At 66.2% G+C, this 24,732-nt stretch carries 21 protein-coding genes; 12 read left to right on the plus strand and 9 right to left on the minus strand.

Annotated features, from left to right (window positions below; all coding sequences use genetic code 11):
* The first annotated feature begins 37 nt into the window (after positions 1-37).
* The 8 genes from MARKY_RS09810 (at position 38) to ctaD (MARKY_RS09845) (ending at position 12,196) form a co-directional block, all read left to right on the plus strand.
* Positions 38-2,344, plus strand: coding sequence for a penicillin acylase family protein (locus MARKY_RS09810; RefSeq protein WP_013704729.1), 2,307 nt, complete (start codon positions 38-40; stop codon positions 2,342-2,344).
* Between the two features lie 272 nt (positions 2,345-2,616).
* A complete protein-coding gene (locus MARKY_RS09815) occupies positions 2,617-3,957 on the plus strand; it encodes a hypothetical protein (protein ID WP_013704730.1) in 1,341 nt (446 codons plus the stop codon).
* Positions 3,957-4,877: an alpha/beta hydrolase gene (locus MARKY_RS09820; protein ID WP_013704731.1), complete on the plus strand. Its 921-nt coding sequence runs from the start codon at positions 3,957-3,959 to the stop codon at positions 4,875-4,877. The genes MARKY_RS09815 and MARKY_RS09820 overlap by 1 nt, the downstream gene beginning before the upstream one ends.
* A 9-nt stretch (positions 4,878-4,886) precedes the next feature.
* Positions 4,887-5,102: a CDGSH iron-sulfur domain-containing protein gene (locus MARKY_RS09825; RefSeq protein WP_041658458.1), complete on the plus strand. Its 216-nt coding sequence runs from the start codon at positions 4,887-4,889 to the stop codon at positions 5,100-5,102.
* Positions 5,103-5,171: 69 nt separating this feature from the next.
* Positions 5,172-6,752 carry a phosphoenolpyruvate carboxykinase (ATP) gene (pckA, locus tag MARKY_RS09830; protein ID WP_013704733.1) on the plus strand — a complete coding sequence of 527 codons (1,581 nt, stop codon included), beginning with the start codon at positions 5,172-5,174 and terminating at the stop codon, positions 6,750-6,752.
* 166 nt (positions 6,753-6,918) lie between these two features.
* Entirely contained in the window at positions 6,919-8,742 is a 1,824-nt protein-coding gene (locus tag MARKY_RS09835) for a heme o synthase (protein WP_013704734.1), read from the plus strand.
* A gap of 18 nt (positions 8,743-8,760) precedes the next feature.
* Positions 8,761-9,798, plus strand: a complete 1,038-nt coding sequence (gene coxB, locus MARKY_RS09840; RefSeq protein WP_013704735.1) for a cytochrome c oxidase subunit II — start codon at positions 8,761-8,763, stop codon at positions 9,796-9,798.
* A gap of 31 nt (positions 9,799-9,829) precedes the next feature.
* Entirely contained in the window at positions 9,830-12,196 is a 2,367-nt protein-coding gene (gene ctaD, locus MARKY_RS09845) for a cytochrome c oxidase subunit I (protein ID WP_041658460.1), read from the plus strand.
* 48 nt (positions 12,197-12,244) lie between these two features.
* Here ctaD (MARKY_RS09845) and MARKY_RS09850 read toward each other — a convergent pair whose 3' ends face one another.
* The 5 genes from MARKY_RS09850 to coxB (MARKY_RS09870) are packed head-to-tail and all read right to left on the minus strand — an operon-like array spanning position 12,245 to position 16,448.
* Positions 12,245-12,565, minus strand: a complete 321-nt coding sequence (locus tag MARKY_RS09850; RefSeq protein WP_013704737.1) for a cytochrome C oxidase subunit IV family protein — start codon at positions 12,563-12,565, stop codon at positions 12,245-12,247.
* Positions 12,566-12,573: 8 nt separating this feature from the next.
* On the minus strand, positions 12,574-13,242 hold the full coding sequence (locus MARKY_RS09855; protein ID WP_013704738.1) for a cytochrome c oxidase subunit 3: 669 nt from the start codon (positions 13,240-13,242) through the stop codon (positions 12,574-12,576).
* 11 nt (positions 13,243-13,253) lie between these two features.
* Positions 13,254-13,883 carry a cytochrome c oxidase subunit 3 gene (locus MARKY_RS09860; RefSeq protein ID WP_013704739.1) on the minus strand — a complete coding sequence of 210 codons (630 nt, stop codon included), beginning with the start codon at positions 13,881-13,883 and terminating at the stop codon, positions 13,254-13,256.
* A gap of 3 nt (positions 13,884-13,886) precedes the next feature.
* The gene (gene ctaD, locus MARKY_RS09865; protein ID WP_013704740.1) at positions 13,887-15,635 is read right to left on the minus strand and encodes a cytochrome c oxidase subunit I; all 1,749 of its coding nucleotides are present in this window, start codon (positions 15,633-15,635) and stop codon (positions 13,887-13,889) included.
* Between the two features lie 12 nt (positions 15,636-15,647).
* On the minus strand, positions 15,648-16,448 hold the full coding sequence (gene coxB / locus MARKY_RS09870) for a cytochrome c oxidase subunit II (RefSeq protein ID WP_013704741.1): 801 nt from the start codon (positions 16,446-16,448) through the stop codon (positions 15,648-15,650).
* 114 nt (positions 16,449-16,562) lie between these two features.
* On the opposite strand from coxB (MARKY_RS09870), the gene MARKY_RS09875 reads away from it, so the two are divergent.
* From MARKY_RS09875 to MARKY_RS09890, 4 genes are all read left to right on the plus strand, one after another.
* A complete protein-coding gene (locus MARKY_RS09875; protein WP_041658054.1) occupies positions 16,563-16,787 on the plus strand; it encodes a CDGSH iron-sulfur domain-containing protein in 225 nt (74 codons plus the stop codon).
* Between the two features lie 133 nt (positions 16,788-16,920).
* Positions 16,921-19,161 (plus strand): proton-conducting transporter transmembrane domain-containing protein, encoded by a 2,241-nt coding sequence (locus MARKY_RS09880; RefSeq protein ID WP_013704743.1) that lies wholly within the window; start codon positions 16,921-16,923, stop codon positions 19,159-19,161.
* Positions 19,161-22,184: a DUF2309 domain-containing protein gene (locus MARKY_RS09885; protein WP_013704744.1), complete on the plus strand. Its 3,024-nt coding sequence runs from the start codon at positions 19,161-19,163 to the stop codon at positions 22,182-22,184. Before MARKY_RS09880 ends, MARKY_RS09885 begins: the two co-directional genes overlap by 1 nt.
* Positions 22,181-22,507: a P-II family nitrogen regulator gene (locus MARKY_RS09890; RefSeq protein WP_013704745.1), complete on the plus strand. Its 327-nt coding sequence runs from the start codon at positions 22,181-22,183 to the stop codon at positions 22,505-22,507. Before MARKY_RS09885 ends, MARKY_RS09890 begins: the two co-directional genes overlap by 4 nt.
* A gap of 50 nt (positions 22,508-22,557) precedes the next feature.
* Here the strand turns inward: MARKY_RS09890 and MARKY_RS09895 are convergent, their stop codons facing one another.
* The 4 genes from MARKY_RS09895 to MARKY_RS09910 form a co-directional block, all read right to left on the minus strand.
* Positions 22,558-22,743: a hypothetical protein gene (locus tag MARKY_RS09895; protein WP_041658055.1), complete on the minus strand. Its 186-nt coding sequence runs from the start codon at positions 22,741-22,743 to the stop codon at positions 22,558-22,560.
* Between the two features lie 62 nt (positions 22,744-22,805).
* Positions 22,806-23,099 carry a hypothetical protein gene (locus tag MARKY_RS09900; RefSeq protein WP_148230425.1) on the minus strand — a complete coding sequence of 98 codons (294 nt, stop codon included), beginning with the start codon at positions 23,097-23,099 and terminating at the stop codon, positions 22,806-22,808.
* A 199-nt stretch (positions 23,100-23,298) separates the two neighbouring features.
* Entirely contained in the window at positions 23,299-24,294 is a 996-nt protein-coding gene (locus MARKY_RS09905) for a c-type cytochrome (RefSeq protein ID WP_013704746.1), read from the minus strand.
* Positions 24,291-24,728, minus strand: a complete 438-nt coding sequence (locus tag MARKY_RS09910) for a cytochrome c-type biogenesis protein (RefSeq protein ID WP_245526777.1) — start codon at positions 24,726-24,728, stop codon at positions 24,291-24,293. Before MARKY_RS09910 ends, MARKY_RS09905 begins: the two co-directional genes overlap by 4 nt.
* Between the last annotated feature and the right edge of the window lie 4 nt (positions 24,729-24,732).

Raw genomic sequence — 24,732 nt, forward strand, 5'->3', positions numbered from 1 at the left:
CGCATGGCGTAGAATACCCGTAAACAAAGGAGGGAGCATGCAACTGGTGCGGTTTTTGGGCCGGTTACTCCTCGGCCTCATCCTGCTAGGAGCGGTGATCGCGGCGGGCGGGTACCTCTACCTCAAGGGCACGACCCTCCCCCAAACCACGGGCCGGCTGGCCCTAAAGGGACTCCTCGAGCCCGTCGAGGTGGCGCGCGACGCCTACGGCGTGGTGCACATCCAGGCGCGGAACCTGCACGACCTGTTCTTCGCGCAGGGCGTGGTGCACGCCCAGGACCGGTTGTGGCAGATGGAGTTCCAGCGGCGCGTCGGCGCGGGCCGGCTCGCGGAGGTGCTCGGGGAGGCCGCCCTCAGCCAGGACAAGTTCCTGCGCACCTGGGGGTTCTACCGCGCTGCCCAAGCCGCGTACGACAACCTCTCCCCCGAAGCGAAGGCCGCGGTGGACGCGTACGTGGCGGGCATCAACGCCTACCTCGCCACGAACCCGCCCCTGCCCCTCGAGTTCCGCCTCCTGGGGTACCGGCCCGAGCCCTGGCAGGGCGCGGACGTGCTGGTCTGGGCGAAGATGATGAGCTTCGACCTCTCCGCGAACTACGAGGCGGAACTCCGGCGCTACCGCCTCCTGGCGCGGGGCCTCACCCCGGAGCGCATCGCCGAGCTCATGCCGCCCTACCCCGAGGACGCCCCCACCATCCTGCCCCCCGCCGGCCTGCCCCTCCCGCCCCCCGGCGCGGAACAGCAAGCCGCGGCGCTGCTCGAGCTCGGCCAGGCCCGGCCCCGCTTCCTCGAGGCCTCCAACAACTGGGTCGTGAGCGGCAGCCGCACCGCGAGCGGCAAGCCGCTCCTCGCGAACGACCCGCACCTGGGGCTGGGGGTGCCTTCGCTGTGGTACCTGATCCACTTGGAGGCCCCCGGGTACAACGCGATCGGCGCGAGCCTGCCCGGCACGCCGGGCGTGGTGATCGGGCGCAACGCGCGCATCGCGTGGGGCGTGACGAACGTCGGGGCGGACGTGCAGGACCTGTACGTCCTCGAGGAGAAGGACGGGGGGTACGTGTACCAAGGGGAGGTCCGGCCGTACACGACGCGCGAGGAGGTGATCCGCGTCAAGGGCGGGGGCGAGGTGCGGCTCGTCGTGCGGGAGACGGTCTACGGCCCGGTGATCTCCGACGTGGTGGACGCGCCCGGCGCCAGCCCCCTCGCGGTGCGCTGGGTCAGCCTGGAGCCGGTGGACCACACGATCGAGGCGTTCCTGAAGATCAACCAAGCCCGGAACTGGGGCGAGTTCCGCGAGGCCCTCAAGGGATACCTCGCCCCGAGCCAGAACTTCGTGTACGCGGACGTAAACGGCAACATCGGGTACATCGCCCCCGGGAAGATCCCCATCCGCCGGCCGGGCCACTCGGGCGCCTACCCCGTTCCCGGCACCGGCGCGTGGGACTGGGAAGGGTTCATCCCCTTCGATGAGCTGCCCCAGGCCCTCAACCCGCCCGAGGGGTTCATCGTCACCGCGAACAACAAGGTCACGCCCCCCACCTACCCCTACACCCTCACGGTGGACTGGGCCGAACCCTACCGCGCAACCCGCATCCGGGAGCTGCTCACCGCCAAGCCCCGCCTCACCCTGGAGGACATGGTGCGCATCCAACTGGACCAGTACACCCTCCTCTACCGCGCGTTCCGCCCGGTCCTCGAGCTGATCCAGCCCGAGGACGAGGCCGCGCGCCGCTGGCGGGCGCGGCTGCTCGCGTGGGACGGCGTGATGCGCCCGGACACTCCGGAAGCTACGGTCTTCGCGGCGTGGTACCGGGAGCTCGCGCGCCTGCCGGCCGCCGAGGTCGGCCAACCCTACTGGAACGAGCCCCGCTACCTCCTCAACGCCCTCAAGAATGGGGACCCGGCGTGCGCGGCGCGGGGCCTAGTCTGCCTGGACTACGCTGCGCTGGCCTTCGAACGCGCGGTGCAGGCCGTCGCGGAAGACGGGAGGGTGCCCGCGTGGGGGGCAGTGCACCGGGCGAGGTTCGCGCACCCGGTCCTCAGCCAAACGCCCCTGAAGCGGTTCACGGACCGCCAGGTGCCCTTCGGGGGGGACGCCTTCACGGTGAACGTGGGCCCGTACGACCTCGCCACCCTCCGCATGGACCACGGACCCAGCTACCGGCAGGTGGTGGACCTCGCGGATCCCGAAGGCTCGCGCTTCATCCACCCCATGGGCCAGTCGGGGAACCTCCTCAGCCCGCACTACGCGGACCTCCTGCCGCGGTGGGCCTCCGGCCAGTACCTCCCCATGCGCACCCGAGGGTACACGGTGCAGCAACGGCTGGTGCTCGAGCCGCGGTAACCCAACCAGCCACCGCGCCAAGGTGCAATGGCCGTATCCGGAACGGATGGAAAGGAGAAGGGGCACGGCGAAAGTACTTCGCTGCAAGGACTCGGCTTCGCGTGCGACCACGTGATCGAGGCGGACACCGTAGAGGAGGCGCTCGAGGCCGCCGTGAAGCATACCAGGTGGCGCGCGTCTCCCAGGAGATGCTCGAGCAACTGCGCCAAGCCATCCAGGAAGCGTAGCCTCGCCGCGACCAAGGCCCTTCCCGTGACTGCTAGCATAAAAGCATGCTCACGGTAGATTTCGCGAACGTGACGGAGGCCCGGATCGGGCCGGACCAGGGGCTGGACCTCGAGCGCGAGCTCCGGGCGCACACCCCCCCGCTGGAGCAGGCGCTCGAGGCGCTCTGGGCGCGCCACCGCGACCCCGATATGCCCCTCGGCTGGATCGCCGTGCCCGAGGACACCGAGACCGCCCGGGCCGCCTTACGCTACCGGGAGGCAAACCCTTGGGTCACGGACGTGGTCGTCCTGGGGATCGGCGGGTCCGCCCTCGGCGCGCAGGCGGTGCACGCGGCCCTCGGCGACCGGCGGGTGGCCCTGCACTTCGTGGACAACGTCGAGCCCGAACCGGTCCTGCACCTGCTCGGCAGCCTGAACCCCCGCACCACGCTGGTGAACGTCATCAGCAAGTCCGGCACCACCGCCGAGACCATGGCAGCGTTCCTGGTGTTCCGCAAGTGGCTCGAGGACGCGCTGGGGGCGGAGTGGCGGCGGCATGTAGCCGTCACCACGGACCCTAAGAAGGGCGTGCTGCGCCCGTACGCCGCGCGGCACGGCCTCACCGCGTTCAGCATCCCCCCCACCGTCGGGGGGCGCTTCTCCGTCCTGACGCCGGTGGGCCTGGTGCCGCTCGCGTTCGCGGGGGTGGACCTCGAGGGCCTCCTCGCCGGGGCGCGCAAGGCCAACGAGACCGCCGCGGCCCCGGTCGCGGAAAACCTACCGGCCCAGACCGCCCTGGTGCAGTACCTGTACTACCGGCGCGGCAAACCGATCAGCGTGCTGATGCCGTACTCGACGCGCATGCGGCTCGTGCCGGACTGGTTCGTGCAGCTGCACGCCGAGTCCCTCGGCAAGGCCGAGAGCAAGACCGGCAGTCGGGTGCACGTAGGCCCCACCCCCCTCAAGGCCGTCGGCACCACCGACCAGCACGCGCAGGTACAGCTGTACCGCGAAGGCCCGTTCGACAAGCTTGTGGTCTTCGTGCGCCTGGAACGTCCCACAACGGACCTCGAGCTGCCCGCCGTGGAGGGCCTCGAGGCGCTCGATTACCTCTTCGGCAAGCGCCTGTTCGAGCTACTCACCGCCGAGGCCAAGGCTACCGCGCACGCCCTCGCGAAGGCGCGGCGGCCTAACTACACGATCCAGCTTGAGCAGCTGGACGCGTACCACCTGGGCTGGCTCTTACAGCACCTGATGTGGCAGACCGCGATCCTGGGTGAACTGCTCGGGGTGAACGCCTTTGACCAGCCGGGCGTGGAGCTCGGCAAACAGTACACCTACGCCCTGATGGGCCGCGCGGGCTTCGAGGCCCTCGCGGAGGAGCTCAAGGCCGAAGGGGTGGTGTGATGCGCTGGGTCGTCCGCGCACTCATCTGGCTTACGCTCCTCGCGGTCACGTACCTCGGGGTGGGGTACGTGGTGGCCGTGCAGCTCTCCGTCCCCGATCGCGTTCCCGTGACGCGCACGCCGCAAAACTACGGCCTGCCCTTCCAGGAGGTGCGCCTCACGAGCACCGACGGGCTGGAGCTCTCCGGCTGGTGGGTGCCGGTGGAGGGGGCGGAGTGGGCCGCGGTGCTCGTGCACGGCAAGGACTCGAGTAAGGCCGCGGCGTACGTGCTGGACACCCTGCCCACCTACGTGCACGCGGGGTTCAGCGTGCTCTTGCTGGACTTGAGGGGGCACGGGGCCTCGGAAGGCACGCGCCTCACGCTGGGGTACCAGGAAGTGCGGGACGTGGCCGGGGCCGTGGCGTGGCTCGAGGCGCGGGGGTACCGCCGGGAGCGGGTGGTGTTGCATGGGTGGAGCATGGGCGCGGCCACGGTGCTGCTCGCCGCGCCTGAGCTGCAGGTAGGGGCGGTGGTGGAGGACTCGGGGTACGCGGACCTGCCCTACCTCCTGCGCAACGCGCTCCCCGAAGCCTCGGGCCTGCCGGCCCTGTTCAACCCCGGCATCTTCCTCGCGGCGCGGCTCTTCCTGGACTTCGATCCCTGGGCGGTGCGTCCGGTGCGTGCGGCGCGGGAGCTGTACGCGCGGGGCGTGCCCTTGTTCATCCTGCACGGCACCGCCGACGAGACCGTACCGTTCGTGCACGCCCAGATGCTGCAGCAAGCCTACCCGAACGCGGAGTTCTGGGCGCTCGAGGGGTACGCGCACGTCGAGGCGTACAAGCACCCGGAGTACCCCCGGCGCCTTCAGGCCTTCCTTCAAGGCGTGCAGAACGCGCAACTCGTTGCGGGAACCGTGCGTAACGGCGCAGGAAGGAGGTGAGGTATGCGCGTGCGCTTGCGTTTCCGGGAGAACGGTCCGTTCGTCCTCGACCTGCCCGAAGGCACCCGGTTCACGCTGAACGGGGAGGACCGGGTCCTCGAGCGGCCGAAGCTCGCGTTGTGCCGCTGCGGTCACTCGAGCACCAAGCCGCTTTGCGACGGTTCGCACAAGCGGGTGGGGTTCACCGCCGCCGCGGGCGCGATCGAGCTGGACCTGCCCTCCTAGATCGCCTCACGCGGGGGACACGGCGCGTCTTAACGCGGTATAACTGAGTGCGGGAAGAGGTGGTCTTGCATGCGGAATCTGGACCGACACGGCATCAAACCCAAGGGCGTTGTGTACTGGGATCTGCCAGCCCCGATCCTGTACGAGCACACCATCAAGCGCGACCTGGGGCAGATCGCCCAAAGCGGCGCCCTCGTGGTGGACACCACGCCGTACACAGGCCGCAGCCCGAAGGACAAGTTCATCGTGGAGGAACCCCCGTACGCGGAGGAGATCTGGTGGGGTGAGGTGAACCAGCCGTTCCCCCCGGAGGCCTTCGAGGCGCTGTACGCTCGGGTGGCCGAGTACCTCTCGGGCCGGGACCTGTACGTGCAGGACCTGTACGCCGGCGCGGACCCCGACCATCGCCTGCCGGTGCGGGTCATCACGGAAAGCCCCTGGCACGCGCTATTTGCGCGGAACATGTTCATCCGTCCCCCGCAGGGCGACGACGAGATCGAAAGCTTCGTGCCGGGCTTTACCGTGGTGCACGCGCCGTTCTTCCAGGCGATCCCCGAGCGGGACGGGACCCGCAGCGAAGCCTTTGTGATCATCAGTTTCGCCAAGCGGGTGGTGCTGATCGGCGGCACCCAGTACGCCGGGGAGATCAAGAAGTCCATCTTCTCGGTGATGAACTACCTCATGCCCCAGGAAGGGGTCTTCCCCATGCACTGCTCGGCGAACGTCGGGCCTCAAGGGGACACCGCGATCTTCTTCGGCCTCTCCGGGACCGGGAAGACCACGCTCTCCACCGACCCTGAACGCCCCCTGATCGGGGACGACGAGCACGGCTGGAGCGACACGGGGGTGTTCAACTTCGAGGGCGGGTGCTACGCCAAGGTCATCCGCCTCTCCCCCGAAGCCGAGCCCCTCATCTACCGGGCCTCGAACCAGTTCGGCGCGATCCTCGAGAACGTCGTGCTCAACCCGCAAAGCCGCCGGGTGAACTTCGACGACGGCTCCAAGACCGAGAACACCCGCGCCTCCTACCCCATCGACCTGCTCGAGGGCGTGGTGCCCTCCGGGCAAGGCCCGCACCCCCAAAACATCTTCTTCCTCTCCGCGGACGCGTTCGGCGTGCTGCCCCCCATCGCGCGGCTCACGCCCGAGCAGGCCATGTACTACTTCATCAGCGGGTACACCGCCAAGGTCGCGGGGACCGAGCGGGGCGTGACCGACCCCGTCGCGACCTTCTCCGCGTGCTTCGGCGCGCCGTTCCTGCCGCTCCACCCCGGCCGGTACGCGGAGATGCTGCGCGCAAAGATTCAGCAGCACCGGCCCCGAGTCTGGATGATCAACACCGGGTGGACCGGCGGCCCTTACGGGGTGGGGGAGCGCATCAAGCTCGCGTACACCCGCGCGATGCTGCGCGCCGCGCTCAGCGGGGCCCTGGACGAGGTGGAGTACGTAAAGGACCCGGTGTTCGGCCTGGCAATCCCCACCACCGTCCCCGGCGTGCCGCGCGAGATCCTCATCCCCAAGCAGACCTGGGCTGACCCTGCGGCTTTCGACGAGACCGCGGCGCGGCTCGCCCGCATGTTCCGCGAGAACTTCGAGAAGTACCGGGATGGGGTGGACGCCGCGGTGCTCGAGGCTGCTCCGAGCGCGTAGTCCCTCCGCTCACCTCCGCCGGGCCGCGCCGGGCCTGGCGGGGGTTTTGGCTTGGCGCTTCCTTAGGGGTGGGGTAAATTGGTAGGGATGCCCGTTGGGACAAACGTCCTGGGCAGGCACCGCAGAATGGGTGAAGAGACACCACCTGGGAGGGTGGCGCATCATCATGAAGCGAATTCGGTTTGAGTGGTACGCCTGGGGAGCGCTGGCCTACACGCTCGCCGTGATCGTGTGGGGGGCCTACGTACGCGCGACCGGCTCGGGCGCGGGGTGCGGCCGGCAGTGGCCCAGTTGTCAAGGCGAGATCCTCCCCCGCCCCGAGGCCCTCGAAACGCTCATCGAGTTCACGCACCGCGTCACGAGCGGCCTGGCCTGGTTCCTCGCGCTGGGCCTCCTCGTGTGGGCGTTGCGCGCCTTTCCGAAGGGCCACCCCGTCCGGTTCGGGGCCGGGCTTTCTTTGTTCTTCATGACCACGGAGTCCCTGGTGGGGGCGGGCCTCGTGCTGTTTGAGATGGTGGCCGACAACGTCTCCATCGCGCGCGCCTGGTGGATGAGCCTGCACCTGATCAACACCTTCCTCCTCATCGCGGCGCTCACGCTCACCGCCTGGTGGGCCTCGGGCGGCCCCCCGGTGCGCCTCAAAGGGCAGGGCGCGGTCGGCGTGGCCCTGGGCCTCGGGCTTCTCGGCACCCTTATCCTCGGCGCCAGCGGGGCGGTCACCGCGCTTGGGGATACCCTCTTCCCAGCGAATAACCTGGTGGAAGGCATCCGCCAGGACTTCTCCCCCACGGCCCACCTCTTCATCCGCTTGCGCCTCTTCCACCCGCTGATCGCGGTCTCGGTGGGGGTGTACCTCATCCTCACCGCGAGCCTCGTGAGTTACCTGCGCCCCACCCCCGCCGTGCGCCGCTTCGCGAAGCTCCTCACCGTCCTGTTCCTCGTGCAGCTCGGGGCGGGCCTCCTGAACCTCCTGCTCCTCGCGCCGGTCTGGATGCAGCTGGTGCACCTGCTGCTCGCAGACCTCGTCTGGATCGCGCTGGTCCTCCTCGCGGCGGCCGCGCTAAGCCAGGACGCGCTGCCCGCAGTCCCTACCCCTGCCCCGGCCTCCCCCCACGCGGGCACGGGCGGAGCCACCTGGCGGGACTACATGGCGCTCACCAAGCCCCGCGTGATCAGCCTCCTGCTCTTCACCACCCTCACCGCCATGATCATCGCCGCGGGCGGCTGGCCGGGCACGGGCCTCTTCCTCGCCGTCGCCCTCGGCGGGTACATGGCGGCCGGCGCCGCGAACGCCATCAACATGGTGATCGACCGGGACATCGACGGCCGCATGGCGCGCACCGCGCACCGCCCCACCGTCACGCACCGCATCCCCTCGAACCACGCCCTCCTCTTCGCCTTCGCGCTCACCGTAGGCTCCTTCCTGATCCTCTGGCTCGCCGCGAACCTCCTTACCGCTGCCCTGGCCCTCGCGGGACTTTTGTTCTACGTCCTCGTTTACACGATCTACCTGAAACGCCGTTTCTGGAACAACATCGTAGTAGGCGGCGCGGCGGGAGCCTTCCCCCCCCTCGTGGGCTGGGCCGCGGTCACGGGGGAGCTCTCCCTATTCGCCTGGTACCTCTTCACCATCATCTTCTTCTGGACCCCGGTGCACTTCTGGGCGCTGGCCCTCTTGATCAAGGAGGACTACGCCCGCGTCGGGGTGCCGATGCTGCCGGTCGTGCACGGCGAACGCATGACCGTGCTGCAGATCGCGCTGTACGCTGTCCTCACCGCGCTGATCTCGATCATGCCGCTCTTGCTCGGTGAGGTGGGCTGGTTCTACCTGAGCATGGCAGCCCTGCTGAACCTCGTGCTTCTCGTGCGCAGTCTCGAGCTTTACCGTCACCCCGACCGCCCGCACGCGGTCTCGTTGTATAAGTACTCCATGTTGTACCTCGCGCTCCTGTTCCTGGCGATGGCCGTGGATAGGGCGCTTTGGCTTTAGGTTCTTGAGGGAGGGATGATGCTGCGGATAGTTCTAAGTTCACTCGGCCTGTTGTTGTTGGGTCTCGCGCTCGCACAGAACGACGTGCAGAACGTCACCGTCTTCGACACCAGCTCCCCCATCAACCGGGAGGTCTCGCAGCTCTTCTGGATCACGATGGGGTTCGCGGCATTGATCTTCACGGTCGTGTTTGGCGCCTTGATCTACTCGATCGTGAAGTTCCGCGCCCGCGGTGACGAGAAAGGCGAACCCCCCCAGTTTCACGGGAACGACCGCCTCGAGATCCTCTGGACCCTGATCCCCCTCGGGATCGTCGCGGTGCTGTTCGCCCTCACCGCGAAAACCCTGTTCGCGATCGGCACCCCCCCGGAGGAAGGGATCGAGGTCCAGGTCACCGGCTACCAGTTCTGGTGGGACTTCTACTACCCCGAGTATGACGTACGCACCTCCAACGAGCTCATCATCCCCGTGGGGCGGGCGGTCAAGTTCGAGGTTACCTCGAAGGACGTGATCCACTCCTTCTGGGCTCCGAACCTCGGTGGGAAGATCGACGCAATCCCCGGCGTAACGACACGCACGTGGTTCCAGGCAGAGGAGCCCGGTATCTACTACGGCCAGTGCGCCGAGTTGTGCGGGGCTTCGCACGCCAACATGCGCTTCCGGGTAATCGCCGTTCCTGAGGAGGAGTTCGAGAACTTTATGCGGGCCGCCCGGGCTTATAAGGCGCCGGAACCGGTCTCGCCGCGGGAAGAGCGGGGGCAGCAGATCTTCGCCCAGAGCTGTGCGAGCTGCCACCGGGTGCAGGGCACCGCGGCACAGGGCACGCTGGGGCCGGACCTCTCCTACTTCGGCAACCGCACCACGCTCGGCGCGGGCGTCTGGCCGAACAAGCCGGAGTACCTCAAGCCGTGGATCATGAACTCGACCGACGTGAAGCCCGGTTCTGAGATGCCGGCCTTCCCGCAGCTCACGGAAGAGGATGTGGAGGCCCTCGTAGCGTACCTGGACAGCCTGCGGCTCGAGGGGTTCGATTTTAGCGAGCTTCCGAAGCGTTAAAGGAGGGATTTGAATGGCGGTTCAGACCGAGGTGGCACGGCAAGCGCGTCCCGGCCTTCTGGCCACGATCTGGGACCTATTAACCACCGTAGATCATAAAAAGATCGGTTTGATGTACCTGGTCGTTTCGATGCTTTCGTTCGGGCTGGCGGGCATCCTCGCCCTCTTGATCCGCTTGCAGCTCGCCGCGCCGAACAACGAACTGCTCGTCGGCCAGGCGTACAACCAAGTCCTGACCCTGCACGGGGCCACGATGCTCTTCTTCTTCATCATTCCCGCCGGAATCTCCGGGTTCGGGAACTTCTTCGTGCCCCTCATGCTCGGGGAGCGCGACGTGGCCCTGCCGCGCGTGAACGCCTTCGCCTTCTGGTTGTTCGTGGCCTCCGCGGTCCTGATCTACCTCTCGATCTTCTTCGGCGGCGCGCCGGACGTAGGGTGGACCTTCTACTACCCCTTCTCGGTGGACCCCAGCACCACCGGTGTGGACTTCTTCATGGTGGGCGTGCTGCTTCTCGGAATCTCCTCCCTTTTGGGAGCCGCGAACTTCGCCGCCACCATCTACAACCTGCGCACCAAAGGGCTCACGCTCTGGAAGATGCCGATCTTCGTCTGGTCGGTCTTCGCCACCTCGATCCTGACCCTCCTGGCGCTCGCCGGCATCACCGCGGCCTCGCTCCTCGTCTTCCTGGACCGCAAGATCGGCCTCACGCTGTTTAACCCCGCGATCGGCGGTGACCCGATCCTCTTCCAGCAGTTCTTCTGGTTCTACTCGCACCCCGCCGTGTACATCATGCTCCTCCCCTACCTGGGGATCCTGGCGGAGGTCGCCTCGGTCTTCGCGCGCAAACCGGTCTTCGGGTACCGCTTCATGGTCTTCGCCCAGATGGGCATCGTGCTGGTGGGTATGCTCGTGTGGGCCCACCACATGTTCACCGTGGGCGAGTCCCAGATCTTCCAGCTGGCCTTCGCCGCGGCCACCGCGCTCGTCGCGGTCCCGACTGGCGTGAAGATCTTCAGCGTGCTCGGCACCCTCTGGAAGGGGCACCTCGTCATGAAAACCCCCCTGTACTGGGTGCTGGGCTTCCTCTTCAACTTCCTCATGGGCGGGATCAGCGGCGTCACCCTCGCCCTCGTGCCCTTCGACTACCAGGCGCAAGACTCGTACTACGTGGTCGCCCACTTCCACAACGTCCTCATGGCCGGGTCGGGCTTCCTGGTCTTTGCCGGGCTGTACTACTGGTGGCCTAAAATGACCGGCCGCATGTACGACGAGCGCCTCGGGAAGACCCACTTCTGGCTCTTCCTCGTGGGGTACCTGCTCACCTTCATGCCGCAGTACGTCCTGGGCCTCCTCGGCATGCCCCGCCGCTACTACACCTACCCGGACGGCCTGTACCTCTGGAACGAGCTGAACCTCATCTCCACGATCGGCGCGCTCCTCCTGGGCTTGGGCGGCCTGGTCTGGCTCTGGGCCATGATCAAGAGCCTCCGCTACGGCGAAAAAGCCCCGGACAACCCCTGGGGCGGCTGGACCCTCGAGTGGGCCACCTCCTCCCCGCCCCCCGCGTACAACTTCGCGGTGGCCTTCCCCACCCGCTTCGCCTCCGAGCGCCCGCTGTATGACTGGCAGAAGGAAGGCCTCACGCCCAAACCGATCGACCCCGCCACCATCCACCTACCGAGCCCCACGATCTGGCCCTTCATGACCGCGCTCGGCCTCCTCATCCTGGGCGTCGGTCTGGCCCTCCCCTGGCCGAACGGCTGGCTCTGGGCCGGCGGGGTGTGGTTCCTCTTCAGCCTCTTCAAATGGGCCGTCACCCCCGAGTACGATCACCCCGTCGAGCACCACACCGTCACCGGGAAGTCCAACGCCTGGATGGGCATGGCCTGGTTCATCGTCTCGGAGGTCGGGCTCTTCGCGCTGCTCATCTCGGGATACCTGTACCTGCGCCTCACCGGCGCGGCCGTCCCGCCCCTCGAGCGTCCCGCCCTGTGGCTCGCCCTCCTGAACACCTTCTTCCTGGTCTCGAGCTCCTTCACGGTGCACTACGCGCACCACGACCTGCGCCACGGGAAACCCACCCCCTTCCGCTTCGGCCTCCTCGTCACGATCCTGCTGGGCGTGATCTTCACGCTGTTCCAGACCTATGAGTTCGTCACTGCGGCCAGCCACACGAGCTGGACGGAGAACCTCTGGATGGCCGCGTTCTTCCTGATCGTGGGGCTGCACGGTCTGCACGTGATCATCGGCGCGACCGGCCTGACGCTCGCGTACTACCAGGCCCTCAAAGGGCGGCTGGACCCGCACCACCACGGGACCCTCGAGGCCGCCGCGATGTACTGGCACCTGGTGGACGCGGTCTGGCTCTTCATCGTGACGATCTTCTACGTCTGGTAAGGCCTCATCCCCCCGCGCCCCGCGGGCTTGGCCCGCGGGGCGCGGCGTTTAATTTCCGAGGAAGAACTGGCGCACCGCGGCCACGTACGCCCCCTCGGGCATCAGGATGGCGACGAGCGCCAGCAGCAGCACGGGCGGCAATAGGATCGCGAAGACCAGGCTCTGCCGCTCGAAGCGCATGTGCATGAAGTACGCCACGATCAAACCCGCCTTCACCAACGCCAGCGCGGTGATCAAGAACCACTTGAGCCCCAGGGGGCGCACCTCCAGGTAGTCCATGAGGTACGAGAAGACGCTCAACACGAACAAAGCCCCCCAGACCATCAGGTACACCCGGATCGGTTGGTGCTGTTCTCCCGCGTTCGCCATACCCCCCCCTAGAACAGGTAGAAGAACGCGAAGATGAAGACCCACACCAGGTCCACGAAGTGCCAGTACAGCCCCGCGATCTCCACCCCCGCGTACCCGTGCCGGTCATACACGCCCTTCAACACGCGCACCGCCACCGCGGAGAGGTAGATCACTCCCGCGGTTACGTGCAGCCCGTGAAACCCCGTCAGCATGAAGAAGGAAGACCCGAACTGCGGCGCGCCCACCGGGTTCCCCCACGGCCGGAACCCCTCGAGGATCAGCTTGGTCCACTCGAAGGCCTGCATGCTCACGAAGGTGAGCCCCAACAACGCCGTGAGGACCAGGAACAGTGCGGTCCGCGTCCGGTCCTGGCGGTACCCGTACGCCACCCCGATCGCCATGGTGCCGCTCGAGCTGATCAGCACGAAGGTCATGATCGCGATCAAAAGGAGGGGCACCTCCGTCTGCCCGACGCGCAACGCGAACACCTCGCTGGGGTCCGGCCAGGCCTGGGTGGCCGCCACGCGGGCCGCCGCGTACCCCGAGAGGAAGGCCCCGAAGATGAAGGTGTCCGAGAGGAGGAACAACCACATCATGGCCTTGCCCCAGTTGACCTGGAAGGCCTGCCGGTCCGCGGACCAGTCCACCACAAGATCGCGAACAAACCGGGGCAAGCCGTGCACGTCCCTTTGCATCCTCACGCCTCCTACGTCACGAGCATCAAGCCGAACAAGACCAGCCACACCACGAGCAAGAAGTGCCAGTACAGGGCGGTGAGCTCCACGGCGAGGCGGACTCGAGCCGCTTCCTCCCGCCTCGCGCGGGCCGTTACCCTACCCCACGCCACGAGCCCGCCCACAAGGTGCAGCCCGTGCAGCGCCGTGATGAGGTAGAAGAAGCTGCTCGCAGGGCCTTGTGCGACGAAGTACCCTAGCGCGGCGAGTTCCCGCCACGCGGCGAGCTGCCCGAGGAGGAACAAGGCCCCAAGCCCCCCGCCCAGCGCAAGCCCTTGCCGCACCCCGCGCCCGTCCCCGCGCCGCGCGGCCCTCACCGCCCGCTGGAGCGCCCCGCTGGCGAAGAGCAGGAGGCCCGTGTTCACCCACAACAAGCCGGGTTCCGGCAGGGGCTGCCAGTCCGGGTACCCCATCCGGATGATGTACGCGCTCATGAGGGCGCTGAAGAGAACCGTGGCTACGGCGAGGAAGAGCCAAAGCCCTAGACGAGCCGTGGGGACGGGGAAGGCCTCGCTGCCCCCACCACCCCCCCCGCCGCCCCCGTCCCTGCCGGGCGGGTGTCCCTCACCACCGCGTCGTGCGGGCTCCTTGACCTGGGGCATCCCTTACCCCTTTCCTCCAGCCGCGCCGCCCGCGTGCTCGCCGCTTGGGGCCGCGACCGGCTCCACCGTCTGGGGCACGAAGTCCTCGCGCACGCCGGGAACGCTGTAATCGTACGCCCAGCGGTGCACCACCGGCAGCCGCTCCCCCCAGTTCAGGTGCGGCGGGGGCGTGGGCGCCTGCCACTCCAGCGTCGTGGCCCGCCAGGGGTTCTCCCCGGCCTTCCGGCCCTTAAAGAAGCTCCAAATCAGGTTGAACCCGAACACGAGCTGCGCCGCGCCCACCGCGAAGGCCGCGACCGTGATGAAGGCGTTCAGGCCCTGCACGGACGGCGGGAGGAAGTCCAGGCCCTCAAACGCGAAGTACCGGCGCGGCACCCCCAGGATGCCCATGTAGTGCATGGGGTAGAAGATCAGGTACACCCCGATGAAGGTCACCCAGAAGTGCAGCTTCCCCAGGGTTTCGTTCATCATGCGGCCCGTGACCTTGGGGAACCAGTGGTAGATTCCCCCGAAGATCGCCATGATCGTGGCGACCCCCATCACCATGTGGAAGTGCCCCACCACGAAGTACGTGTCCTGCAGGGGGAAGTCCACCACCACGTTCCCCAGGAACAACCCGGTCAACCCACCGATCACGAAGGTGCTCACGAACCCGATCGCGAACAGCATCGGGACCGTGAGGTGCAGGTTCCCCCGCCAGAGCGTGATCACCCAGTTGTAGGTCTTGATCGCGGAGGGAATCGCAACGATCAGGGTGGTGGTCGCGAAGAAGAACCCGAAGTACGGGTTCATCCCGCTGGTGTACATGTGGTGCGCCCACACCACGAAACTAATCGCCGCGATGCTCACGATGGACAGCACCATCATCCGGTACCCGAAGATGGGCTTCCGGGCATGCACCGCGATCAACTCGGACACCAGCCCCATCGCGGGCAGGATCACGATGTACACCTCGGGGTGCCCGAAGTACCAGAACAGGTGCTGCCACAAGAGGGGGCTGCCCCCTTCGTACGGGAGGCGTTGCCCGAACTGCACGATCGCGGGCATGAAGAAGCTCGAGCCCAGCGTCTTGTCCAAAAGCAGCATCACCGCGCCCACGAAGAGAGCGGGGAAGGCGAGGAGGGCCACGACCGCCGCGACGAAGATGCCCCAAACCGCGAGCGGCATCCGCATCAAGGTCATGCCTTTCGTCCTGAGCTGCAGGACCGTGGTGACGTAGTTCAGGCCGCCCATCGTGGCCGCCACGATGAACAAGGCCAGCGAGACGAGCATCAGCACGATCCCTAGGTCCGCGCCCGGCGTGCCCGGCAGGATCACCTGCGGGGGGTAGAGGGTCCACCCGCCCCCGGTCGGCCCGCCCGGCACGAAGAACGACGCGAGCAGCACCACCACCGAGAGGAAGTACACCCAGTAACTCAGCATGTTCACGAAGGGGAACGCCATGTCCCGCGCGCCGATCATCAAGGGGATCAGGTAGTTCCCGAACCCCCCCAGGAGCAAGGCCGTGAGGAGGTAGATCACCATGATCATGCCGTGCTGCGTCATCGCCTGGTAGTAGTTGTTGGGGCCGATGAAGTCGAACCGGCCGGGGAACCCCAGCTGCAGTCGCATCAACCAGGACAACCCCATGCCCACCGCTCCCACAAAGAGCGCGGTGAGCGTGTACTGAATGGCGATCACCTTGTGGTCCTGGCTGAACACGTACCGCGTCCAGAACCCCCCGCCGTACTGGTGTGCGTTACGCCCTTCCATCGCGCCCTCCTCCTACGGCCTCGAGCCGGCCAGGGTTGCTTGGCTGCGCAGCCACGCCTCGAATTCCGGAGCTTCCATCACTAGGACTTGGCCGAACATGTTGTAGTGCCCGATCCCGCAGAACTCCGCGCACACCACCTGGTACGTCCCCACGCGCGTGGGTGTGAACCACATCTGCGTCACCATGCCCGGCACCGCGTCCATCTTGACCCGGAACTCCGGGATGTAGAAGCTGTGCAGCACGTCGATCGCGCGCAAGCGCAGCAAGACCGGCTGGCCTACGGGCAGGCGGAGGGGCTGCGCGAAGGCCAGCACGTCGTCCTTCCCCGCGGGGTCCTCCGGGTCCAGCCCGAAGGGGTTGGTCGGGCTGACCCGGTTGATGTCGGTGCGCCCCAGCACCCCGTCCCGGCCAGGGTACCGGTAACTCCAAAGCCATTGCTGCGCCAGCACCTCCACCACCAGCGCGTCCCTTGGCGGGCTGATCACGCGCGCGTAGTACGCCAGCCCCGGCGCGAGCAGCACCACAATGCCGAGGGCGGTCACCCAGACCAGGGTCCACTCGAGGCGCGGGTTGTCCGCGAGGAAGAAGGCGCGGCGCCCTTCCCGCCGGCGGTACTTGTACACCGCGTACGCAATGAAGAGGTTCACGGCGATGAAGGCGATGCCCGTCACGATAACGGTGACGTTGATCATGGTGTCCAGCGCCCCCCAGTTCGAGGCAAGGGGCGGGAACCACCAGACCCGGGCCAAGGTCAGGAGGACCGCACCGGCCACGATGCCGGCCAAAGCAACGGCGAGCAGCACTCCCTGCATACCCTGTCCTTTCTCTAATGAGCCTTATCTTTCAGCGTACACGCTTGGCGGGTGTATGTCCAGCGCCCCCCGCCTTCCCCTCCCGAACGGGTATTGTGTAGCATGGGGTACGGTATGAAGATCGTCGCGCTAAAGAACGGACCCTTCGTGCTCGAGACCGGTGGACGGTACGTGATCCAAAAGGACGGAAAGGAAGAGGTCGTGGAGAAACCGCGCGTTTCCTTGTGCCGCTGCGGCGCCTCCAAGAACCAGCCCTTCTGCGACGGGGAGCATAAAAAAATCGGGTTCGAGGCCCCAGCGGCGGAGCTCGAGGTCGGTCCCGTTCCTGTGGAGCGGTAACGCTTCGCGTGATCCTGGCGCGGCCCTTGCGGGCCGCGCCGCGCTGCTTTGACCCGGTCCAAACTTATACCGGGGCGCCCCTCGCTTCCAGCGCGCGGGGGCGTTTCCCTCATCCATTACAATGACTGGCGTCATGAGCTGGGTTGCGTTCCTCATCCCGTGGGTGCCCCTGCTGTCCGCCGTGACGCTCGCTTTCGTGAGGGATGAGCGCACCTTCCCCAGGTTAAGCACCGGCCTGACGTTCCTCGCCTTCGCGCTGAACCTCCTCGCGCTGTTCACCACCGAAGGCGGTACGTACGCCGTCGGGGTGCTGGCGTTTTACACCGATAACCTCGGGCTTCTGCTCTCGGCCTACATCCTTCTCGTCAGCCTCGTGGTGCACAAGTACTCGGAGAAGTACATGGCGGACGAGGAAGGGTACCGGCGGTTTTACATCCTCCTCGACTTGATGACCGCCTCGCTGGTCCTGCTCGTGCTCACCGCGAACCTTTTGCTGCTCCTGTTGTGCTGGCACCTGACGGGACTTTTGCTTTACCTCCTCCTGAACCAAAACCACAAGCGAGCCGCCGCGCAACGGTACGCCAACCTCGCCTTCTTCACCCAAAGGCTCGCGGACCTTCCCCTGCTCCTCGCGGTTCTCCTTCTCTTCAAGGAGTTCGGGACGCTCAACCTTCCCGAGATCAGCGCCATCGCGCTCACCTCGAGCGCGCCGGTGTTCCCCACGGTCACGCTGCTGGTCACCCTAAGCGCCATCCTGAAATCCGCCCAGTTCTTGTTTCACCACTGGATCGTGTACACGATGGAGGGGCCGACCCCGCTATCCGCCCTGATGCACGCGGGCATCGTGAACGCGGGGGCGTTCCTCGTGAACCGGTTCGCGCCCCTTTACGTGCACGACACCCTCGGGTTAACCGTCGCGTTCATCGTGGGCTCTGTCACGGCGGTGATGGGCTCGGTGCTCATGCTCATGCAAAGCGACGTCAAGAAGTCCCTGGGCTACTCCACGGTAGGCCAGATGGGGTACATGGTGATGGAGCTCGGGGTGGGCGCCCTAGCGCTGGCGGTCTACCACATGATGACCCACGGCATATTCAAGGCCACCCTGTTCCTGTACTCGGGGAACGCGATCCACTCCGCGAGGCGAGACCCGAACCTACCCGAGGACGCGGTCTACAGCGCCCTCACCCAAAAGGGGTCGGCCGCGCGGAAGGTTCCCTGGATCGTGTACGGTTTCTTCACCGTAGCCATCCCCCTCCTCATCGTGCTCTTGACGCACTATCTCTTCGAGGAAAAAGTCTTGCAGCGCGAAACCTACCTCGTGATCCTCTTCTTCGGGTGGGTGACCGCCGCGCAGGCGCTGGTCAGCGTCTTCAAGCTGGGCCGGGACCGGCCCGTGCTCACCGCTCTGATCGCGACGCTTTCCCTCCTCGTCGTGATGACGGGGTACGTAGCGATGGGGCGCAGCCTCAAAACCTTCCTTTACCCCGAGGCCTTCCTCGTGGAGCGTATCTACGAGGCGGCCTTCACCTCCTGGGGGGTCTTTCTTCTAGAGGTCGCCTTCATGGTGCTCGTGATCGGGGTGGGGTGGATCTTCATCTACTACGCGAACCGGGAACGCCCCCTACCCTTGTACACACGCCTGTACACGCACTTCTCGCGAGAACTGTACGTGCACGACATCTACGAGTGGTTAAAAACCCACGCGCTGCGCCTCGTCGCGGCCTTCTCCCGACCGCATCTCATTGCGGCCAGCGCCCTTTTAGCCCTCGCGCTCCTTTGGAACCCCGATCCCTCCCTGCTCGCCCCGGCGGTCTTCCTGCCCCTATTCCCCCTCAGCGTGCTGAGCGTCGCGCTGCTGCACAAGCTCGGCGCCATCGCGTTTCTCGTCATGCCGGCCGCGGGCGCGCTCCTCCTCCCTTCCACGAGCATCCCGGACTGGGTGCCGCCCCTCGCGGCCCTCACCGCACTCTTCCACACGCTGCGCCTCTTCTCCACCCGAACCCTAAGCGCCGCGGCCTCGGAACTCTACGCGGCCCTCCTCCCCCTCGCCTGGCTGAACCCCCACCCCGCCTACCTCCTCGCGTTATCCGTACCCCCCTTCCTCTTCAAGCTCCTCGCGCTGCACGTCAAACACACCTTCCTCACCGAGGACCTCTCGTACGTCAAAGGACTCATCGCCCAAGCCCCCGGAGTTTCAGGCGCGTTCCTGGCGCTCTCCTTCCTAGCTTACACCCTGCCCATCCAACCCCTCCTCGCACAACCGAACCCCACCAACCTCGCCCTCCTGAGCGTTAGCTGGTTCCTGCTCGCCTTAGGCCTCCTCGCGCACACCGGGAAGATCCTATGGGGGCAGCCCAGGGAGGATATCGCGTGATGCAGCTAGGCAGAAAACTCTGGATACGGTCCCTCGTTCACGTCGCCGCCGAGGCCGTACCGTTCTTCTGGCCCATGCGCATCTTCGTGCACCACAACCCCTTGCACGAGCTCGAGGAACTGCCCTTTGAAGAGGCCGTGAAGGTCGGGGAGCGCCTTTTCGGCGGGAAGGGGTACCTCCGCCGAGCGCAGGCCCTTAAGCTCCTTCGAAACGGCCCCCTCAAGGAGCGCCACCTAAAAACGAAGGTGCGCGCGCTCGCGCAACGAATCCACCCCAGGCCGGCGGGAATCGACGTCGAGGCGCTCCTCTACACGCTCCTCACCTCGGAGCGACGCCCCTGGCAAAACCGGGTCCGGCCGGACCTGCCCCCCGAGGCCGTGCGTACCCTCGCGCAGGCCCTGCAAGAAGATCCTAAAGCAGCCTGCGACGCCTTCCTCCGCTCGATCGGGGAAGACCTCACCCTTTATGAAGCCATCGATCAAGTGACGGGCGCTGCCCTCGGGGAACTCATCGACGACCTCGTCGTCAAGGGCGTCATGGACTTCCTGGACGAGGGGCAGGCCGCCATCAGCATGCCCCACCGGGAGCAAGGCCTGTTCCAGGCCTGGAAGGCGCTCGCCCGGCACAACCTCCGCTTCCGCCTCAAGATAGGCCCGCACTTCCGCGCGCTCGTTCAGCGGTTCTCGAGCCCGGAAGAAGCCATCGAGTACGTCCTCACCACCCTCAAGATCCCCGAAGCGCTCTGGGAAAACTACATCCGCAGGGAACTCACCCGGCTCAAGGGCATCGTCGGTTTCATCCGGTGGCGGCAAGCGAACCGGGACTACTACTGGCAGCGCAGGTTCCCCGCCGACATCGTGGACTACACCGCCATCCGGCTCCTCATCTCCCTCGCCGTCCTGCAGTCGCGCACCCGACGCCTCCCCTTCCGTACGGACTACGCGGCCTTCACCGCCTTTGTGCGCCACGCCCCGGAACAAACCTACCTCCGACGCGAGTACTTCACGGGCCGCGCCGCCCTTCCCTACGCCGAAACGCTGCCCCCGCACTTTAACCGCCCCCACCCCTTCGTCCAGACGTACACCCAGCAAAAAGCCGCGTGGGAGGCCAAGGTCTTCCTAACCTTCCTCGCCGACTGGCTCGAGGCGGCCCACCTGTCCTTAAACGCCCTTTCCCCCGAAACGATCCTGGACCTGCACGCGCTCTACACGCGGGTCACGGAGGAAGAAGGGAAGGTGTGGCTCGAGGCCCTCGAGGACAGCCTGCTCGAGGACCTGCTCTCCCAGATCCGCCTCGAGGCGCGTCCTGAGCCCGCCTCCCCCAAGGCGCAGGTGTTGTTCTGCATCGACGTGCGGTCCGAGCGGTACCGGCGGAACCTGGAGCGCCTCGGACGCTACGAGACCTTCGGGGTGGCTGGGTTTTTCGGCGTGCCTATGGCGTTTGTGGAGCTGCACAAGGGGCACGAGGAGTTCCTCTGCCCGGCCTTGATCCGCCCGCGGAACGTGGTGCTCGACATGCCGCAAAGGCGCGAACCGCGGCGGGAAAACCTCTTCAAGCGCGTCCTGCACGACCTGAAGGAGAACATCCTCACCCCCTTCATCACGGTCGAGGCCCTGGGGTTCCTGTTCGGCCTGGACTTCGTGGGCAAGACCTTCCTGCCGGTGGGGTACACGCGGGCACGGGAAGCGTTCCTGGACGCGCGGGTGCACACGAAGCCGTTGCTGGACCGGCTGGCCCCCGAGGAGATCGAAGAGGTCACGCGCACGCTCTACGGGGAGGTGGTGCGGACCGCGCTCGAGAAGGAGCTCGGCCTGCGGAACGTGAGCTCCGCGCAGCTGCACGCCCTGTTTGAGGACGCGGTCGCCAACCGCGAGCGCTCGGACGTGCTGAGCGCCTTGGGCGTTCCCGAGGCGGCGCACCCCGCGTTGCTGCGCACGCTCAGGGAGACGTACCGGGTCGAGCGGGGGTACGTGGAGCTCGTGAAGGAGAAGCTGCGCGGGATCGGGTTCTCCCGGGAGGAGCAGGCCGCCCTCGTGGCGAACACCTTGCGGTCCATCGGCCTCACGCAAGGGTTCGCTCCCCTCGTGCTCGTGCTGGGGCACGGCAGTCGCTCCGAGAACAACCCGTACGAATCCGCGCTGGACTGCGGCGCCTGCGGGGGTGCCGCGGGCACGCACAACGCGCGGGTCTTCTGCTTCATGGCAAACCACCCCAAGGTCCGGGAGCTCCTAAAGCAAAAGCACGGGATCTCCATTCCCGAAACGACCCACTTCGTGCCCGGCCTGCACAACACGACCACCGACGCGGTGCAGCTTTACGACCTCGAGTACCTGCCCTCCAAGCTGTTGCCCGTGCTCGAGGGAGTGCGGGCGGACCTCGAGGCCGCGACCCTCCACACCGCGCAGGAGCGGGCCCTCGAGCTTGGCGTGAAGCCTGAGTACGCCGAGGTGTTGGAGCACGCTTACGACTGGTCTCAGGTACGGCCCGAGTGGGGGCTTTCGGGTAATTACGCGTTCGTGATCGGCCGGCGGGAGGTCACGCGAGCGCTTGACCTTAAAGGCAAGGTGTTCCTGCACTCCTACGATTACCGGGTGGACCCTAAAGGGCGGCTTCTCGAGAACATCCTCTCCGGTCCGTTGATCGTGGGGCACTGGATTAATATGGAGCACTACTTCTCCACCACGGACAACGAGGCGTACGGGAGTGGGAGTAAGGTGTACCACAACGTCGCGGGGCGGATCGGGGTGATGACGGGGAACGTGAGCGACCTTCGGACGGGCTTGCCCGCTCAGACCGTTCTGAAGCAAGGCGAGCCCTTCCACCTTCCCGTCCGGCTGATCGTGCTGCTCGAGGCGCCCTTCGCGTTCGCGAGAACCGCGATCGAGCGGGTGCACAAGGTTCGAGAGCTCATGCACAAGGGATGGCTGAACATGGTGGTCCTGGATCCGGAGGAGCGGGTGGTGCGTCGGTTCATGCAGGGCGCGTGGCGGGTGTTCGGTAGCGTGGAGGAGGTGCAACGATGAAAGGCCTAACGCTCTACCCCATGAAGAAAGTGGAGATCATCGTGCGGGGGGAGGACTTGAGCTTCGTGCTGGATCTCCTCGAGCGGGCGAACGTGAGTGGTTACACCATCGTACATAACCTCTCGGGCAAAGGCAGTCATGGGTTTCACGAGGGCCACCTCCTCTTTAACGAGGAGGACACGCTGGCGATGGTGGTCTCGGTGATGCCCGAGGAGAAAGCGCGTTCTATCCTGGAGGGGTTCGCACCCTTCTTGAACAAGCACTCCGGGGTGGTGTTCGTCTCGGACACGATGGTGAGCCGGATTGAAAAGTTCAAGCGGTAAGGCGGCCGGCCGCCTGCATGCCCTACGGAGCGCGTGCGTTCCCGCGCGGGTCAGGCTTCTTCCGTCGCGTCTTCCGGCTGCCTTTTGTGTTGAGCATGCACGTCGGTGACCCCGGCGAAGTTCGCGAGTTCCGGCCCGGCCTCTACGGTCTCCCCGCGCACGGCCTGGGCTAATTCGGTACGCTGCCTCACCGCCTCGACGAGCCCCTCGAGGCTCTTCCGGGCTCGCTCGTGCACGTCGGCCCTATCCTTCCCCCCCCCTTCCCTCCTTGACCGGCCTCACTTTCTTTGCGATCCCCTCACCACGACCACGCCGCGGGCCCGCGAACGCAGCGGGCTACAACGCAGGCCTCCGCGCGCAGGACCGCAACCTGGAGGAAGACGACCGTGACGATCTTGTTGTCGGTGCAGGTGGGAGCCTCCTGGGTTTCCGGAGGGGATTGGAGGGGTTCGGAGTAGATCATGGAGGCCTGCGCGCCCTGCTGCACCCCGTTTGGGGTGAGCAAGCGGCGCACCGTGTGGATGAGGGCGGTGTGGATGCTGTCGGGGTGGACCGTGCACTTGACACGGCGGGTTTCGACAGCGATGTCCACAGGAGGGATCTGGTCCGATCCCAAGACTTTTAGTTATAAAACTAAATTATAGAAGCTAGTATACACTTCATGGCTACCATCCCAATATCCATCCTTACCAAGGTCATGTGCGCTTGGTATACGCATTCCCTCCTCCCCCAGCGATACACTAAGAAGAGCAGCCTCCACAAACAGGAGGCTGCCTAAGCCTACCTTGACCTCAGAGGTTCTTTAGATACTCGAGCAGGGCCTCAAGGCGTTCCTCATCCAAGGGGATCGCAGGCATGGCTCCCATTCCTTGAGTAATGATCCCGCGCACCGCATCGGAAACCTCCACCACAGGGTTGCCTTTGAGGCGGGGTCCCGTACCTCCCTGACCGTCCGCACCGTGGCACGCGGCGCAGCTTACAGCGTAGACCCGCTGACCTAGGGGCGCATCCGCCAAGGAGCGGGCCTTTTCAATGAGCGGCGCCACCTGGTTCGCATCCCCGGCGTCCAGCGCCAGGTACCGTTCCCACGCCTGGACCGCCTCCTTCATCTGCGCTAGCTGGTAGTAGGCGCTCCCCAGAAAAAGCCATCCCTCCGGTTCGTTCGGATCAAGTTGTGTAGCCAGGACCAGAACGTTCGCCGCCAGGTCGAAGCGGCCGGAAATGAACAGGAGCTTGCCCATGCGCTCCAACGCTCTGGGCTCCCGGGGATTAAGGCGCAACACGGCGGCGTACCCTTCCGCCGCACGGGTGAAGTCCCCAACCTCCCAGGCAAAATCCGCGTAGCGGAGCCATGACTGTGCGGTGTTGGCTGATTCCGCTTCTTGCCGCAACTCCTGAAGGCGCAACGCGTCCTCCACCCGAATCGCTGTCGTGACCGTCTCGCCGGGAAGGCGCGGCAGGGTGTACCGCCACAACACCGCTCCCACAACCACTACACCGAGCACGGCTAGCCCGTACACCCAGGCGGCAGGACGCCGTGTCGTGGAAGGCGCGGGCGCAAACTCCTGTAGGGTCCGTTCGAGATGCGCAATGCGCGCCAACAAACGCCGACGCTCCGCTCCCACAAGCTCACGCGCTTCGTTTTTGAGTAGGTTCAGCTCCTCGCGCAGCTCCTCCGGGCGAGGGTCCTCGGGAAAGGGTTCAGAACGCCCCCGAACCGGGGCCAGCATGTACACGCCCCCCGCAAGAACCAGGATCGCTAGCAGAATCCACGCACCAACCGTCATGGCTCTCCTTCCTCGATCTCGCGTTCGACCCGCCGCAGCATCGCCTCATCCACCGCTTGGGCCAGCGCCTCCTCACGCCGACGCACCTCCGCTAAGTAGCGGAAAATTCCATAGCCTATCGCACCCAACCCCAGCACCGGCCCGATCCAGACCCACAGCGTGATGCCTTTACGGGGTGGGGAGTACAGGATCCACTCCCCGTAGCGGTCCACGAAAAACTGAAGGATCTCCTCCTTGGACTTTCCCTCCGCCAGCATCTCCGCGATCAGCCGACGGGACTCCTGGGAAAGCTCCGCGTTAGACTCTGCAATGCTCTCTCCTTGGCAGACGGGGCAACGCAACTCCTTCGCGATCTGGAACACCTCGGGCGAGAGATCCGGGGGCGGACCATCCTCCACCGCCCAAGCTCCACCCCACACCAGGAGCAACGCCATCCAT

This window comes from Marinithermus hydrothermalis DSM 14884 (assembly GCF_000195335.1).
Classification (GTDB): Bacteria; Deinococcota; Deinococci; order Deinococcales; family Marinithermaceae; genus Marinithermus; species Marinithermus hydrothermalis.